This window comes from Bradyrhizobium sp. S69 (assembly GCF_009766005.1).
Taxonomy (GTDB): Bacteria; Pseudomonadota; Alphaproteobacteria; order Rhizobiales; family Xanthobacteraceae; genus Bradyrhizobium.
Genome location: NZ_LMUK01000029.1, coordinates 60,175 through 76,028 on the forward strand (window position 1 = coordinate 60,175; position 15,854 = coordinate 76,028).

Consider the following 15,854-nt stretch of genomic DNA (forward strand, 5'->3'; position numbering starts at 1 on the left):
ACGCGACCGCGTCGTGGCCCTGCGACGGGCTGCTGCTTTAAACATTGTTCGACGTTGCCGCTGGCCGGCCCCGGCGTTATGCCATTTACCAACCACAACCAACAACAACCGAACGAGGAAACCAGCCATGTCGATCGATTTCGAAGTCCCGGCCGAAGCCAAGGCGATCCGCGAAAAAGTCCGCCAATGGGTGCACGACGAATGCATCCCGGCGGAAAAGGAGCTGGACACCAAACCGCTCGACGAGGTGCTGGGCAGGCTGCGCCAGAAAGCCCGCGCGCAAGGCTTGTGGTGCCCGTTCGTGCCAAAGGAATATGGCGGCATGGGCCTGGGGCCGCTGGCCAACGCGCTGGTGCAGATGGAGCTCGGCGAAAGCATGCTCGGCGCGCTGTCGATGAATACGCAAGGGCCCGACGACGCCTCGATGATGACGATCCTCGAGCACGGCACCGAATACCAGAAGGAAAAGTTCCTCAAGCCGCTGCTTAATGGCGACAAGCGCATCTGCTTTTCGATGACCGAGAAGGCTTCCGGCGCCGACGCCACCGGCATGCAGACATCCGCGGTGAAGGACGGCAACGAGAATTACATCCTCAACGGCGAGAAATGGTTCTCGTCCTCCGCAAGCGTCGCCGACATGGCACTGGTGATGGCCAAGACCGATCCCGATGCGCCGCGCCACAAGCAGTATTCGACCTTCATCGTCGAATTGCCGAACCCCGGCTACAACATCAAGCGCAACATCAAGAACATGGCGATCGAGGGCGCGCACGACGATGTGATCCATGGCGGTCACTCCGAGATCGAAATCAAGGACCTCAAGGTGCCCGCCGACAATCTGCTCGGCGGCGAAGGCAACGGTTTTAATATGGGCCAGCATCGGCTCGCCTATGGCCGGCTGCGTCACGGCATGCACAACATCGCCAAGGCCCAGCGCGCGCTCGACATGGCGGTGGCCCATGTGACCAAACGCTCGACGTTCGGTGTGCTGCTGGCCGACCGGCAGGCGGTGCAATTCATGCTCGCCGAATGCGCCGAGCAGCTTTACATCGGCCGGCTGATGCTGCTGCACATCGCCTATAAGGCGGAACGAGGCATGGATCTGCGCCAGGAAAACTCGATCGCCAAGGTTTATCTGGCACACATGGTGCACAAGGTGATCGACACCGCGATCCAGTTGCACGGCGCGCTCGGCTTTAGCCAGGATACGCCGCTGGCAAAGTGGTACACGCAAGTGCGTTCGCAGCGGCTGGTCGACGGTCCAGATGAAGTGCACAAATGGCGCGTCGGCCGCAACGTGATCAAGGCGTTCCGCGAACATGGCACCACCGCGAGCGCGGTCGGCGGCGATCTGATTTGATTTGAGGTTGCCGGCGCGCGCTAGGAAGTGAGCTGTCATTGCCGGGCTTGACCCGGTAATCTATCACTCTTGAAAAGATTATCGCGAAGAAAGATGGATACGCGGGTCAAGCCCGCGTATGACGGCTGGACTAGCCCGCCTTCTCCCGTGCCACCGCTTGCCAGCCGATGTCGCGGCGGCAGAAGCCTTCGGGCCACTGGATGCGGTCGACCGCTTGATAGGCGCGCTGCTGCGCTTCGCCAACCGTCTTGCCTGACGCGCAGATATTCAGCACGCGGCCGCCATTGGCGAGAATTTGCCCGTCTTTCGCAACCGTGCCGGCGTGGAAGATCTCGACGCCTTCGATCCTAGCGGCTTCGTCGAGGCCCCGGATGACCGAGCCTTTGCCGTAATCGCCGGGATAGCCGCGCGTCGCCATGATCACCGTGAGCGCGACATCGTCATACCAGCGCAGGCTGAAATTCTTCAGCTGACCGTCGGCGCACGCCATCAGGGCCGGCACAATATCCGACATCATCCGCAGCATCAGCACCTGGCATTCGGGATCGCCGAAGCGAGCGTTGTATTCCACGAGCTTCGGGCCGTCGTTGGTCACCATCACGCCGGCATAGAGTACGCCCTTGTAGGGCGTGCCCATGGCCTTGAGCGCGCGCAAGGTCGGCATGATCATCTCGTCCATCACCCGCGCATTGATCGCATCGGTCATCACCGGCGCCGGTGAATAGGCACCCATGCCGCCGGTGTTCGGCCCGCGATCGCCGTCGAACGCGCGCTTGTGATCCTGCGCGGTAGCCAGCGGCAACGCATGCTCGCCGTCACACAGGGCGAAGAACGAGGCTTCCTCACCTACCATGAATTCTTCGATCACCACTTCAGCGCCGGCGCCGCCAAAGCCGCCGCCGAACATCATATCGACGGCGTCGAGCGCTTCCTGCTCGCTCATCGCAACCACGACGCCCTTGCCGGCGGCAAGACCATCCGCCTTGACCACGATCGGCGAGCCCTGCTGGCGGACATAGGCCTTGGCGGCCTCGGCATCGCTGAAATGCTGGTATTTCGCGGTCGGGATGTTGTTGTCGCGGCACAGCGCCTTGGTGAAGTGTTTCGAGCTTTCAAGCCGGCCAGCCGCCTTGGTCGGCCCGAACGCCTTGAGGCCGGCGGCATTGAGATCATCGACCATGCCCGCGGCAATCGGCGCGTCAGGCCCGACCACGACGAATTCGACCGCGTTGCGCCGGCAGAAATCGATGACCGCGGCGTGGTCGGTGATGTCGACCGCCACGCATTCGGCTTCGCGCGCGATGCCGGCATTGCCCGGCGCGCACCATAGCTTCGTTACCAGCGGGGACGCCGCGATCTTCCACGCCAGCGCATGTTCGCGGCCGCCGGAACCGAGCAGGAGAATGTGCATGAATAGAAGCCAGATGCAGGAATTGGATATTTGTCGGTCGCACGAATCTGCTCCCAAATCAAATGCCGTCATTCCGGGCCTGCGGCGCATCCCGGAATGACGAGACTTGATGATGCTTCTACTTTCCACCCCCCGACGCCGCGATAATCTCCTGCAACGTCGCGACATGGCGGGCGAAGGCACCGCGGCCGGCCGCGGTAGCCGTCACCGTGGTCTGCGGCTTCTTGCCGACGAAGGCCTTGTCGATCGCGACGTAGCTCGCCCTGGACAGTGTCTCGATATGGGCGCCGAGATTGCCGTCGGTGGCGCCGGTCAACTTTTTCAGCTTCGAGAATTCGAGCCCGACGCCCGCCGGCAGCGCGTTCAGCGCTGCCATGATTCGAAGCCGCAGCGGTTGATGGATGACATCGTCGAGTTCAGCCATCGGTCAGATCCGGCGCATCCAGAGCCCGCCGAGCAGAAGGCCGCCGCCATTGACAAACGCCATCCACAACGAAAACGCCTCCCCGCCGACGTAGAAATAGCCGATCAGCGTCAGGATGCTGATGCCGACACCGATCAGCACGAAGGCGTAGCCAAGCCATAACCCCGCGATCGCATAAAGCAGCATGAAATAGATCGGCCAGAAGGTTCCCAACTGCCGCGGCGTGAAGTCGCCGAGCACCTTGGTGCACAGATAACCGAATGCGAAAAACAACGAATACGCCACCAGCATCCGGACATCGAAGGATCGCGCGTCAGCCCGGAAATAGTTGGTCGCGAGCGTAGCTAAGACCCCGGCCGCGTTGACGGCGATCCAGATGTAATAGCCATCACGCGGCCAGAGCCAGGTCGCGATATTGCCGGCAAACACCAGCACGCCCCACAGGATCATGGTCAGGCTGGCGATATCGTAGGTCTGCGACTGGCGAACGCGGCGGACCATCTCGTCGATCTCGGAGAGCGCCTCCCGGGCCTCCTTGCTGTCGATCATGCAGGCGCTCCCCCGATATCGGGACTCACGTTCCGGCTATTCCACGCGTGGCGACGTCGTCGGCGATGGCCGACACCGCCTTGGGCGTGCTGACGATGCCCATGTGATTGATGCCATCGATCAGCTTCACGTCAACCGCTGGCGTGATGCCGCTCACCGCCTCAGCGTATTTGTCCGCGATCATCAGCTCATCATCGGCGCCCGAGAAGATCGTCAGCGGCCTAGTCGCGGCTGCTAGGTCGATCCGGTAGCCGCGCGTACCGAAGTTGCGCCGCAGCCGTTCGGTGTAGGCCGGCACCAGGATTTTTCCGGAGTCGGGTGGCACCGCGAAAGCCAGCGTTGGCAGCGCCTCGCAGCAATCGATGCCGGCCTTGCGCAGCGCCTGTAGGGCAAGGATGCGCGGGATATCGGCATTGACCCAGCCACCGTTCGGCCGGTTGGTCGGGGCGTCGTAGCCGAGATAGGGCGCAAGCAGCACCGTACGCGCGAACAGGCCCTGGATCGGCGATCCCGCGACGCGTAGCGCGAAGCCGCCGCCGGCGGAATGTCCCAGCAACGTCAACGGCGCGGTCGGATTGGTCTTGCGCACGACCGCGACGAAGTCGACGAGATCGTCCTCGAGCTGTCCGACATAGCGGATATCGCCCCGCGTCCCCGAGGCGCCGTGACCACGCATGTCCACCGCATAGGTCTCTACACCCCGCGCGGCGAGCGCATCCGCCAGCGCGTGAATGCTCGGGCTCGATCCCGAAGAGCCATGAACGACGATCGCAACCCGCCCGACGCTCGCGCTGCGGGCCGGATAATGGCGGTAGGCGAGTTCAGTGCCGTCGCGCGCCTGAAAAAGCTCGAACCGCGGCATCGTGCTGCGATCCACCGCGCGCGCGGTTTCGGAGATGGAGCGCAGCTCGGGGGGCTGCGTCAGCGGCGCGGCGGCCAGCGCGGTGATCAGCACCGCGACCGCACCAATCCCGCACAGCAGCCATTTCAGGGCACTAAAGGACCTGCCTATCACCGATTTCGACATGAGTTCCTCCTCTTCTTGACCATTTGACTATTGCGCTGCCTGCTTCTGCGAAGCGACCGCCCCATCGATCGCCTGAAATGCTTCGGAGTTACTGATCATGTCCACGTGTTTCATGTTCGGCAGGACAGTGACCGGGATATTCACGCCGAGGCGTTCCAGCAGGGGCGCGAACTGGTCCGCGACCACCTGCTCGTCAGCAGTCCCAACCAATATCGCGGCCGGCCGCTGAAGATTTTTCAGGTAGCTCTGATAGCGAGGGCCTGCGCCGAAATTCGTCGCCAGCCGATAGGAATAGCTGCCAGTCATCCATTGCGACATTGCGGGCGTTATCGCGTAGCTGATGACGGGAAGCCCGTCGAACCAGTGAAAACCCAGGCGGTCGAGCGAGTCGATCGTCGTCCAACGCCGAAGCGCAACGCTGACCCAGCCGCCGGCGTTGGGACGCAAGGTTGGCGCTCCCGGCAAGATCGGGGCTAGAAGCACATAGCGATCGAACAGCGGGCCGTAGGGGCCACCGGCGAAGCGCAAGGTGAATCCCGCCCCAGCAGAGAACCCGATCAGGGTGCGGGCCTCGCCGCTCCTCGCCGGCCCGAGTTGAGCGACGAAATCCGCGAGGTCATCATCGAGCTGCCCGATATAGCCGATGTCGCCGCGCGGGCCTGAACCGCCGTGGCCTCGAACGTCCGGCACATAAACCGTCACGCCGGCGGCGCGCAGCGACTCGGCCAGGGCATGCATGCTGCTGCCGGGCCCTGCCGATCCATGGATCAGGACGGCGACTTTTTCGGGATCGGCCGGATAGGCGTAATATTGCAGATTGGCGCCGTCGCGCGCCTGGAATTGCCGAGGTGCCGGACGCTCCCCGACGTCGACCGGTCTGGCCGCTGCCCGCGTTGTCGCCATCGGCGGCGGAGGACTGGGTGCGTCGAACGCAATCACGGCAACAGGAAGCATCGCGATGGCGAGGAGCAGTCCAACGACGCCGAGCAGCGGCTTGTACCTCATTTTCCGCCTCCTATCTATTTAGAGTACTCTATATTACAGAGTATATGGTCGCGCAACGCAAAAATGGCGGGGACAGCCAAAAATTCCTACCTTGCGCGAGAGCCGCAAAAGCCCGAATCGATTGCAGATGACATCGGTAGAAAACCTGATCAACGCGCCTGAATTCACCGTCACGGAACTGTCCTCCGCGCTGAAGCGGACGGTGGAGGACGCCTATGGCCATGTCCGGGTGCGCGGCGAGATCTCCGGCTTTCGCGGGCCGCACTCTTCCGGGCATTGCTATTTCGCGCTGAAGGACGAGAGCGCCAAGATCGAGGCAGTGATCTGGAAGGGCGTCCACGGCCGGATGCGCTTCAAGCCGCAGGAAGGCCTCGAGGTCATCGCCACCGGCAAGCTCACGACCTATCCCGGCTCGTCGAAATACCAGATCGTGATCGAGGCGATCGAGCCCGCCGGCGTCGGCGCGCTGATGGCGCTGATGGAAGAGCGCAAGCGCAAGCTCGGCGCTGAGGGCTTGTTCGACGAGGCGCGCAAGCAGCTCTTGCCATGGCTGCCGGAAGTGATCGGCGTCGTCACCTCGCCGACTGGTGCGGTGATCCGCGACATCCTGCATCGGCTGGAGGATCGCTTCCCGCGCCACGTGCTGGTGTGGCCGGTGAAAGTTCAGGGCGAAGGCTCGGCCGAACAGATCGCAGCCGCGATCCGCGGCTTCAACGCGCTGCCCGAAGGCGGCAGAATTCCGCGGCCGGATGTGCTGATCGTCGCCCGCGGCGGCGGCTCGCTGGAGGACCTCTGGTCGTTCAACGAGGAGATCGTGGTCCGCGCCGCTGCCGACAGCATGATCCCGCTGATCTCCGCGGTGGGCCATGAGACCGACATCACGCTGATCGACTTCGCCTCCGACAAGCGCGCGCCGACGCCGACCGCCGCGGCCGAAATGGCGGTTCCGGTGCGCAGCGAATTGATGGTCGAGGTCGGTACGCTGGCGCGGCGCGTCATGGTGTGCTGGCAACGCGGCCAGGAGGCCCGTCGCAACGAATTGCGCGCCGCGGCGCGCGCGCTTCCGGCGGCTGGCGAACTGCTGGCGATCCCGCGACAGCGGCTGGATGGCGCCGCCAGCGCCCTGCCCCGGGCATTGAAAGCCAATACCCACGCGCATTTCCGCCGCTATGCCGCAACCAGCGCGCGGCTGACGGTACGGGTGTTGCGCGGGCAGCTCGCGCAGGCCGGCCAGCGCCTGACGACATCGGGCGCGCGAATGCTGCATTCCGCGCGATCGCTGCTGCGGATGCGCCGGGATCGCTACGCCGGACTCGAGATCAGGCTCAAGGCCTCGAAACTTTCCAACGCCCAGGCGCAACGTCAGAAGATCGCCCGCGAGCGCGAACGGGTGGTGCGGCTGGCTGAACGGTCGCGGCGTGCGCTCGCAACGGCGATGCAGCGCCATCAGGCCCGGATCGCGCATTCCGGACAATTATTGGCCGCGCTGTCCTATCGCGGCGTGCTCGCGCGCGGCTTTGCGCTGGTGCGCGACGAACAGGGCCTGCCCATCCACGTCGCGGCCGCAATCGGACCGGGCGCGCATCTCACCCTTGAGTTTGCCGACGGCCGGGTTGCCGCGACCGCGGACACTGATCGGCCGCCCGTCGTGCGAGCCGCAAAGCCTGTTGCCAGCGAGCCCCGGGAATCCAGGGAGGTTGCCAAGCCCGCAGCGCCCCGGCGCCTGGCAAAACCGGTCGACCAAGGCAGCCTGTTTTAAGACGTGCTGTCTTCCCAGTTGAAGGCTAAGCGGACGGCGGATGCGATGAAACTGGCGAAGCCTCAGGTCGATATCGGCCTTTCCACCAACGATCCCGATCCGATGCTGGCGTTCTGGCAAGATACGGTCGGCCTCAGGCTCGACCATGTGCTGCCGATCCGGCGCGGCCAGAACCAGCATCGCCACGATGCCATGGGCTCGGTGGTCAAGATCAACCACCACGCCGATCCGCTGCCGGACGCAGCCCCAAGCGGATATCGCGAACTGATCATCGCGCGGCCGGCCTGCGTGGCGCCGCAGACCCTGCACGACCCCGACGGCAATCGCGTCTGCCTGGTTCCTCCAGGACATGATGGCGTCAGGCAGATCGGCATTCGGGTCGCAGTGCGCGATCTAGACGCCCATCGCCGCTTCTATCGCGACGCGTTGGGTCTTAACGAGGAGGCGCATCCATCTGGCGCCGCGTTCCGCGCCGGCGAAACCTTGATCCTGCTGCAACAGGATCGCCATGCCGGCGTCGAGGCCGGCATTCGCGGCAAGGGCTGGCGCTACATGACGTTTCAGGTGTTCAAGGTGGACGAGGTCCATGCCGAGGTTCTCGCCGCCGGCGGCCGCGAAGCCCGCGCACCGGTCACGCTCGGCACCACGGCACGAATCTCGATGGTGCTCGATCCCGACGGCAGCTGGATCGAACTCTCGCAGCGCGCCTCGATCGTAGGGGCGCTTGCGTAGCGATCGTCACCGCGCCAACCACTCTGCGACACGCTTTTGTGAATCGGCGCGGGCCTCCGCGTCGGTGCCGATATGACCGTGCTCCGGCACCGCGGCATCCGAACCGCCGCCGATCGCATGCATCGGCAGATTGGCGCGGTCGAAATCGTGAGGCGCGGCGGGATAAATTTCGATCCGGGTCAGTGCGCTGCGGCCGCGCGCGCCATCGATCATCTGGCGGCAGGCCTGCGGCGAACTGACGTCGTCCTTGGCGCCGATCAACAGAAGTGTCGGCACCCGCGTGCTCCAGCCGAGGCCGGACGAAATCCGGCAATCCGGATAGAACGCAATCGCCGAACGAAAATCCGGCTCCGTGCTATGCGAGGCGTATTGCGGACGCACCGCCCACAACAACGCGCTGGCGCCGTTCGCCCATCCGATCAGGCTGATGCGATCATGCGCGGCCCAGGGCTGCTGCAGCAACCACTGTCGCGACGCGGCGATATCACCCACCCGCTCGCGACGGGCCAGCACCTGGCGCTCCTTGATGCGGCATTGCGGACCGAGTTCGCGCGAACCATAGCTGTCCGGCAGCAACACGGCGTGGCCGGACTTCAATAATTGTTCGGCCCAATCGCGATAGCGCGGCAGCACCGCTTCGGCATGCCCGCCCAGTCCGCCACAGCCGTGCAGCGCGATCACGGTCGGAAACGGACCGTCGCCGTCGGGCTTGTAGAGCTGCGCATGCAACGTGCCGGTCGCTGTGGAAATATCCACCTGCCTCGGCGCAGGCAACGGCTTGCCCTCCTCGGCAGAAGCCGGCGGCACAGCACAAGTCACCTGCAAAGCACAGATCATAGCAAATAGCGTCAGAAAGGCGGTTACTGACTTCAGGCGCATCGGGTTTGCCGGGTCATTGAGGGGCCGCAAAACAGCGCTCCATTGCCAAAATCTACCATGTGCCGACAGCCGCATTTCATCACAAATCGGTGGGTTTGACCGGCGGACATTACGAACTATTTATGCTAGATCGAATTCTTAAACATTCAGTCCGGTCGCGGTGACCGGCAGTCGGAGTTCAACCGTGCTGAATAAATTCGGCCCTTCGGGCCACGGCGAAGCCCAGGTGCAATATCTGGACGGCGATTTCCGCGTGATCTCGCCGGGAACCTATGTGCGTTGCGCCATCACCGATGCGCGCATTCCGCTCGACGAACTGAAATACTGGAGCGTCGACCTGCAGGAGGCCTACGCCGTCCCGACCGCGGTGCTGCAACGGCATTTCCCCAACGCGTTGAAGACGCAAGGCTGAGTTCGTCGAGCCTGAGCTCGTCCATCCCGTCGCATCAGTTGCGGGCCTGATACTTGTTCTCCCGTGCCTTGAAAAGCTGGTCGGCGACGAACTTTCGCAGCTTTGCCGCATCGTCGAACGCGAGCGTCACCGCGAACGCCGCGATATCTCGCATCGATGCTGCAATCGCCTCGACGCCGCGCAACCGCGCGATATCCTTTTCCGTCGTCACCAGGGTCAGCCCGTCGCGCCCGGCTTCGGCGATCAAGGCTTCGATCTCTTCGCGCGAAAACGCATGATGATCGGCGAATATCCGTTCGCGGACGACGTCAACGCCGGCGCCGCGCAGCGTCCTGAAGAACCGCCCGGGGTCGCCGATACCGGCAAAGGCCAGCACGCGCTTGCCGGCGAACCGCGCCAGCGATGCGGCGTCCGGCACAAGGCGCGCCGACAACACCGGCTTGGCCTGCGCGGCAATGGCCGCGGCCACAGCACCTGCGGCGGTGCCATCGCCGATCACGATCAGCGCGTCGGTGCGGGCCAGTTGCGGCGGCAGCGGCGCACGCAACGGACCGGCGGGGAACACGCAAGCGTTGCCGAGGCCACGGTCGCCATCGATCACGATGATCGAGGCATCCTTTGATATCGCCGGGTTCTGAAAGCCATCGTCCATCAGGATCACAGAGGCGCCTTGCGAGCGCGCCAGCGCAACGCCGCCGATTCGATCGCGTGCGATCACCACCGGAACCGTCAGCGCCAACATCAGCGGCTCGTCCCCGACATTGGCCGCGACATGTCTTTCGGGGTCGACCTTGACCGGCCCCTGCCATTTTCCGCCATAGCCGCGGCTGAGCACGATCGGAGTCTCGCCGAGTTCGCGCAACAGTTTGGTCAACGCCAGCACCGTCGGGGTCTTGCCGGCGCCGCCGGTATGATAATTGCCGACGCAGATCACGGGAATGCCGGCATCAAAGCCGCGGCTATGCATACGCAAGGCGGCGACCTGGCCGTAAACGGCGCCAAGCGGCATCAACAATCGCGACATCAGGGATGGCGGCCGATACCAGAAGGCCGGCTCACGCACTGGCCGCTCCCATTTCGAGCCGCAACTGCAACAGATACGGCTCAAGGGCGGAGAGCGTGCGTTCCAGCGCGCCGCCAAGCTGTTCGACCACGCGCGCCGACGCGCCGGCCAATTTGTCGCGCGCCGCGGGATCGGCCAGCAATTGCCCGAGCTGCTTCACCAGGGCTTCCTCGCTATCCGCCTGTCGCGCGCCGCCGGCATTGTCGAGCGCCTCGTAGACATCGGTGAAATTGAAGACGTGAGGGCCGTGCACGATCGATGCGCCGAGCTTGATCGCCTCGATCGGATTTTGCCCGCCATGGGGAACCAGCGACCCTCCCATGAACACGATCGGCGACAGCCGATAGAACAGGCCCAGTTCACCCATGGTGTCGGCGAGATAGATATCGGTGGTCGCGGTCGGCAATTGTTCGCGCGAACGCAAGGCTACCTGCAAGCCGGAGGCCGCTATCTCGCGGGCGATCGCCTCGCCGCGATCGGGATGCCGCGGCACGATCACGCTGAGCAGCGAGGGAAAGAAGCCCGCCAGCGCCCGGTGCGTCGCCAGCAGCATTTCCTCTTCGCCGGGATGCGTCGATGCCGCGACGATGATCGGGCGACCTCGCGTCACCGACATCAACCGCTCCAGTTTGGCGGCGTCGGCAGGCGGCGCCGGAACATCGAGCTTCAGGTTTCCGGTGGTGATGACGTTACGGCTGCCGAGCGCTGCAAAGCGATCGGCGTCGACCTGCGATTGGGCCAGGCAGATATCGAACCGGCCGAGCAGCGCCGAGATCGTGGTGTTGATCCTGCGCCAGCGCGGGAACGAGCGATGCGACATCCGGCCGTTGATCAGCACCATCGGCAGCCGCCGCGCCGCACTCGACAGGATCAAATTGGGCCATAAATCCGATTCGATGAACAGCGCCAGCGAAGGCCGCCAATGATCGAGAAAGCGCGCGACATAGCGCGGCGAATCGTACGGCACATATTGATGGATGATGTCGGGGGGGAAACGCTTGGCGACGATCGCCGCCGACGTCACCGTGCCCGAGGTCAGGAGGATGCGCATATTGAGCGCCCGCAATCTTTCGATCAGGGCAGCCGCCGCCAGCACCTCACCAACGCTGGCGCCGTGAATCCAGACCAGCGGCCCATCGGGCCTGATATCCGCGCTCATGCCGCGGCGCTCACCGACCCGCGCCGGATCCTCCTTGCCCTGCTTCAGTCGCCGCTTGATCAGCGCCGGCGCCAATGGCACGGCGGCAGCCGACAGCCGCCGGTAGAACCGCAAGGTCATCGGCAGGGAATTGGGCGAGGAACCGGGCAAGGGACTAGCCATCACCCGCCTGTTCCAGGCGGGCGGCTTCCGGGCGACCGACCCGGGCATAGGCCCGATCGGTCGTTTCGTTCAGGGTTGCCTCGACTTTTGCGCGCAATTTTTCCATGGTTTCGGCATCGGCGTCCGGCGGCACAAAGATCGCCTCGATGCCGACCACCGCACCGCGTCCGAACGGCAGGTTGATGGTGGTGCGGTCCCAGTTCTTCAACTGGATGAAGCGGCTGGTCGCCATCGCAAACGGCATGATCGGCCGACCTGATTCCCTCGCGAGCTTGATGAGCCCGAGACCGACGACACGGGCGCGCTTGGGCACATCCGCCGTCAGCGCGACGTTATAGCCCTCTTCCAGCGTCCGCACCATTTCCATGAACGCGCGGACGCCGCCCTTGCGATGAAACGCCGATCCGTGATCGCCGGAGCCCCTGATGGTGCCGATACCCAGCCGCTCAGCGGCGAGCGCATTGAATTCGCCGTCGCGATGCAGCGAAATCAGTACCTTGGCGCGGTGAATCTCCTTGGTCTTGATGAACGGCGTCAGGAAATGCTGGCCGTGCCAGAACACGAGTATCGCCGGCATCTGCGGCTCGACCTGCGCATAGATCTCAGGCGGATCGAAACTCATTCTGTTGGTCCGCCAGACCAGCCGCAGGTATTCGGCCACGAGAAACCCCGCAGCGCGCTGAAACCACCTGCTGCGCAGCGTATTACGAAGCAGTTTTTTCAATGGCCGGGTTTCGCGTCTTGTCCCGGATCGAGCAGCCGGTGAAGGTGGACCACGAAATAGCGCATATGGGCATTGTCGACGGTCTGCTGCGACTTTGCCTTCCAGGCCGCGAACGCGCTGGCGTAATTGGGGAAGACGCCGACGATGTCGACCTTGTCGAGGTCGCGGAATGTGATGTGTTCGAGATCGGTCAGTTCGCCGCCGATCACGAGATGCAGCAATTGCGGCTGAGCACTATCTGGCATGGTTCACTTTCCTAATGTGGTGCCCGGCAATGGGTCTTCGAGGCGCAAGCGCAGGCGCTCAGGGCAACGGACGATTTCGGAAATGCTCGACAATGCTCGCATGACGATCGCGCCCCGCTGCCACCAGCACCCCGTGCGTCACCTCTTGGCGATTATAGAGGATAGGGTCTCCCGAAAGCGCGGTCATGTTACCATTCGCTTCCTGCACGATCAAATTCGCCGCAGCAAGGTCCCAGTCGCGGCTCTGGCCGCCGGCGAAGGCCGCATCCAGCCGTCCCTCGGCCACCCGGCATAGCCGAAGCGCCAGCGATCCAATTCTGGGATAAAGGGAAATTTCGCCCGGCCCCGGGCTCAGCCGTTCGACCAGCGGCTTCGGACCCGCGATGCGAGGAAAATCCAGCGAGGTCCCAGACGTCGCCTGTACCGCCACCTCGTTGCGCGTGGCGCCCGAGCCCCGCGCGGCGAAGAAAAATTCGTCACTGACCGGCGCGAACACCGCGGCCAGCAGCGGCGCATCGCCTTCAACCAACGCGACGCTCACGCACCAATCTTCGCGGCCGGCCAGATAAGAGCGGGTGCCATCGATGGGGTCGACAATCCAGACCAGCGGTTTGCCCAGCCTGACCTCGTCATCGGCGCTTTCTTCCGACAGCCAGCCATAGTCAGGCGTCGCCGATCGCAGCCGGTTCTCCAGGAGGTCGTTGACCGCGATATCGGCCTCCGACACCGGCGACGATGCGCCTTTGGTCCAACTCTTGAGCTCGGTGCGGAACATCGAGCGCGCCAGCGCGCCGGCCTCACGGACCACATCGGTCAGCAGGGCTGCGTCGCGCGCCAGCCGATCGCGAGACAAGGATTGGGAGTTCTTGGATTGGGAGTGCCCGCTGCCGGCGCTAGCGTCCGCCAAGCGTCAATCCCTCGATGCGCAGCGTCGGCGCGTTGACGCCATAGCGAAACTCCAGATCGTTGGCCGGCACCATCGATTTGAAGATATCGAACAGGTGACCCGCGATCGTCACCTCGCTCACCGCATAGGTGAGCTCGCCGTTTTCGATCCAGAAGCCCGAGGCGCCGCGGCTGTAATCGCCGGTGACGCCGTTGACGCCGGAGCCGATCAAATCGGTGACGTAAAACCCCTGCTTGATGTCGGAGATCAACTCCGCCGGCGTCGGCTCGCCCGCTTCGAGATGCAGATTATACGATCCCGGCGATGGCGACGACGAGACGCCGCGCTGGGCGTGTCCGGTGGTGGCAAGGCCCAGTTCACGCGCGGTCGCCGAATCCAACAGCCACGAGGTCAACACGCCCTCATCGATGATGGCGAGCTTCTTGACCTTGACGCCCTCGGCGTCGAAGGTTTGCGAGCGCAGACCGCGCACCCGCAACGGATCGTCGATGATGCGGATGTTGCTGGCGAACAGCTTCTGGCCGAGGCGATCTTTCAGGAAGCTGGTCTTGCGCGCAATCGAGGCGCCGTTCACCGCGCCGACCAGATGGCCGACGATCGATCCGGATACCCTGGGGTCGAACACCACGGGAACCTTGCAGGTCTCGACCTTGCGCGGATTGGTGCGCGCCACCGCGCGTTCCCCGGCCTTGCGGCCGACGCTTTCGGGCGAGGACAGGTCGGAGGCATGGGGTGCTACCGTATAGTCGTAGTCGCGCTCCATGCCGGTGCCTTCACCGGAGATCGCGGTCATCGAGATGCTCTGGCTCGATCGCAGATAGGAGCCCTGGAAGCCGGTGGAGGTCACCAGCACCATGCCGCCAATTCCCGCCGAGGCCGAACCGCCGTCGGATTTGCTGACGCCCTTGACCGCGATGCCGGCGGCTTCCGCCTCGCAGGCGCGGCGCTCGAGTTCCGCTGTCGAGGGGACCTTCGGGTCCAGCAGATCGAGGTTGGGGAAATCCTTTGCCAGCAGCGCCGGATCGGCGAGGCCGACATATTTGTCGTCGGGCGCGACCCGCGCCATCGCCACCGCGCGCTCGGCAAGCTTTGCGATGCCGTCGCCGCTGACATCGTTGGTCGAGACCACCGCCTGGCGCCGCCCCACCAGCACGCGCAATCCGACATCGTCGCCTTCGGAGCGCTCGGACTCCTCGACGCGTCCGTCGCGCACCTCGACGCCTTGCGACACGCCGCGCACCGCCACCGCGTCGGCGGCGTCCGCGCCGGCGTGCCGGGCGGCCTCGACGAGGCGCTGCGCCAGCGTGCTCAGCGCGGAAAGATCGAACAGCTCAGTGGCGGTATCGGATGAAACGGTCGACGCGGCAGATGGTGAAGAGATCACGAACGAAATCCCGAAAGGTTGAAGGACGATTGGAGGTCAATCGAGGACTGGGCGACGCCGTCAGGCCAATCCATCAGATGTGCCTGATTCACAGGGATATCAAGCATTTTCGCCCGCCGAAAGCCAAAGATTCTCCAACGCGCGGCAAGGTCTCGTCAATCATGTACGCCAAGGTCTTGTCAATCATGCGGGCGGGTGACGTTGGATTAACCAGCCTTTTTAAGCCGAAACGACGTTGGCTCTGGCATGCTCCAGCCATCGACCGGGAACATAATCCTGGCGGGGAGATAAAAGCCGTGAGGCGTCAAACAGCAATAAGCGGGATCACTCCCGCCGGGTCGAGCCGCGCATTGCGGCTCGACCCTCTTTCCCTGCCCGTCCGCTTCGACGCGCACGACACCCGCGCGGACGGTAGCGTACGGCACATCGAACTTCACCGCGAACGCGTGATCCTGCGCCGTGCCGTTGCCGGCATGCAGATGGCGATCAACATCCGCGTCAGCGATTTTCTCGGCGTGGCGTTGCGCGGCATCGACGATGCCCAGATGCTGGTGCTGGTCCATCGCGATCCCTCTTTGACGATCCCGCTCTGCGTCAGTGCCGACCGCGAAGAGATCGCGGCCGCCTGGCAAATGTGGAGCGAGATCTTCGC

General features: G+C 64.1%; 17 protein-coding genes. 5 read left to right on the plus strand and 12 right to left on the minus strand.

The features are described from left to right. Positions 1-127: 127 nt before the first annotated feature. Positions 128-1,360: an acyl-CoA dehydrogenase family protein gene (locus GSQ88_RS12320; protein WP_159008025.1), complete on the plus strand. Its 1,233-nt coding sequence runs from the start codon at positions 128-130 to the stop codon at positions 1,358-1,360. Between the two features lie 130 nt (positions 1,361-1,490). Here GSQ88_RS12320 and purD read toward each other — a convergent pair whose 3' ends face one another. The 5 genes from purD to GSQ88_RS12345 all read right to left on the minus strand — a co-directional run bounded on the left by purD (position 1,491) and on the right by GSQ88_RS12345 (position 5,776). After that, entirely contained in the window at positions 1,491-2,771 is a 1,281-nt protein-coding gene (purD, locus tag GSQ88_RS12325; protein ID WP_159008026.1) for a phosphoribosylamine--glycine ligase, read from the minus strand. 118 nt (positions 2,772-2,889) lie between these two features. Further along, complete coding sequence (locus tag GSQ88_RS12330; RefSeq protein ID WP_159008027.1) at positions 2,890-3,195, minus strand: winged helix-turn-helix domain-containing protein; 306 nt, start codon at positions 3,193-3,195, stop codon at positions 2,890-2,892. Between the two features lie 3 nt (positions 3,196-3,198). After that, positions 3,199-3,744, minus strand: a complete 546-nt coding sequence (locus GSQ88_RS12335; protein ID WP_159008028.1) for a hypothetical protein — start codon at positions 3,742-3,744, stop codon at positions 3,199-3,201. 25 nt (positions 3,745-3,769) lie between these two features. Continuing rightward, on the minus strand, positions 3,770-4,771 hold the full coding sequence (locus GSQ88_RS12340) for an alpha/beta hydrolase (protein WP_159008029.1): 1,002 nt from the start codon (positions 4,769-4,771) through the stop codon (positions 3,770-3,772). Between the two features lie 27 nt (positions 4,772-4,798). Further along, a complete protein-coding gene (locus GSQ88_RS12345; protein WP_159008030.1) occupies positions 4,799-5,776 on the minus strand; it encodes an alpha/beta hydrolase in 978 nt (325 codons plus the stop codon). A 127-nt stretch (positions 5,777-5,903) separates the two neighbouring features. On the opposite strand from GSQ88_RS12345, the gene xseA reads away from it, so the two are divergent. Beyond that, positions 5,904-7,535, plus strand: coding sequence for an exodeoxyribonuclease VII large subunit (gene xseA / locus GSQ88_RS12350; RefSeq protein WP_159008031.1), 1,632 nt, complete (start codon positions 5,904-5,906; stop codon positions 7,533-7,535). 45 nt (positions 7,536-7,580) lie between these two features. Further along, positions 7,581-8,267 (plus strand): VOC family protein, encoded by a 687-nt coding sequence (locus GSQ88_RS12355; RefSeq protein WP_159008032.1) that lies wholly within the window; start codon positions 7,581-7,583, stop codon positions 8,265-8,267. A 6-nt stretch (positions 8,268-8,273) separates the two neighbouring features. On the opposite strand, the gene GSQ88_RS12360 is transcribed toward GSQ88_RS12355, so the two are convergent. Then, positions 8,274-9,146, minus strand: coding sequence for a dienelactone hydrolase family protein (locus GSQ88_RS12360; RefSeq protein WP_159008033.1), 873 nt, complete (start codon positions 9,144-9,146; stop codon positions 8,274-8,276). Positions 9,147-9,330: 184 nt separating this feature from the next. Here GSQ88_RS12360 and GSQ88_RS12365 point away from each other — a divergent pair, with 184 nt between their 5' ends. Beyond that, positions 9,331-9,558 carry a DUF2093 domain-containing protein gene (locus GSQ88_RS12365; protein WP_159008034.1) on the plus strand — a complete coding sequence of 76 codons (228 nt, stop codon included), beginning with the start codon at positions 9,331-9,333 and terminating at the stop codon, positions 9,556-9,558. Positions 9,559-9,592: 34 nt separating this feature from the next. Here the strand turns inward: GSQ88_RS12365 and lpxK are convergent, their stop codons facing one another. Genes lpxK through GSQ88_RS12395 form a run of 6 tightly spaced genes read right to left on the minus strand, consistent with a single transcriptional unit; the run spans position 9,593 to position 15,202 of the window. Further along, positions 9,593-10,621 carry a tetraacyldisaccharide 4'-kinase gene (lpxK, locus tag GSQ88_RS12370; protein ID WP_159008035.1) on the minus strand — a complete coding sequence of 343 codons (1,029 nt, stop codon included), beginning with the start codon at positions 10,619-10,621 and terminating at the stop codon, positions 9,593-9,595. Then, entirely contained in the window at positions 10,614-11,942 is a 1,329-nt protein-coding gene (locus tag GSQ88_RS12375; RefSeq protein ID WP_159008036.1) for a 3-deoxy-D-manno-octulosonic acid transferase, read from the minus strand. Before GSQ88_RS12375 ends, lpxK begins: the two co-directional genes overlap by 8 nt. Continuing rightward, positions 11,935-12,666, minus strand: a complete 732-nt coding sequence (locus GSQ88_RS12380; protein WP_159008037.1) for a lysophospholipid acyltransferase family protein — start codon at positions 12,664-12,666, stop codon at positions 11,935-11,937. Before GSQ88_RS12380 ends, GSQ88_RS12375 begins: the two co-directional genes overlap by 8 nt. Beyond that, positions 12,663-12,911, minus strand: coding sequence for a DUF4170 domain-containing protein (locus GSQ88_RS12385; protein ID WP_159008038.1), 249 nt, complete (start codon positions 12,909-12,911; stop codon positions 12,663-12,665). Before GSQ88_RS12385 ends, GSQ88_RS12380 begins: the two co-directional genes overlap by 4 nt. A gap of 58 nt (positions 12,912-12,969) precedes the next feature. Next, positions 12,970-13,764, minus strand: a complete 795-nt coding sequence (locus tag GSQ88_RS12390; RefSeq protein ID WP_159008062.1) for a 3'(2'),5'-bisphosphate nucleotidase CysQ — start codon at positions 13,762-13,764, stop codon at positions 12,970-12,972. 40 nt (positions 13,765-13,804) lie between these two features. Beyond that, complete coding sequence (locus GSQ88_RS12395; protein WP_174247992.1) at positions 13,805-15,202, minus strand: TldD/PmbA family protein; 1,398 nt, start codon at positions 15,200-15,202, stop codon at positions 13,805-13,807. A gap of 296 nt (positions 15,203-15,498) precedes the next feature. On the opposite strand from GSQ88_RS12395, the gene GSQ88_RS36170 reads away from it, so the two are divergent. Then, on the plus strand, positions 15,499-15,854 hold a 356-nt coding region (locus GSQ88_RS36170), incomplete at its 3' end, for a DUF6101 family protein (RefSeq protein WP_159008064.1).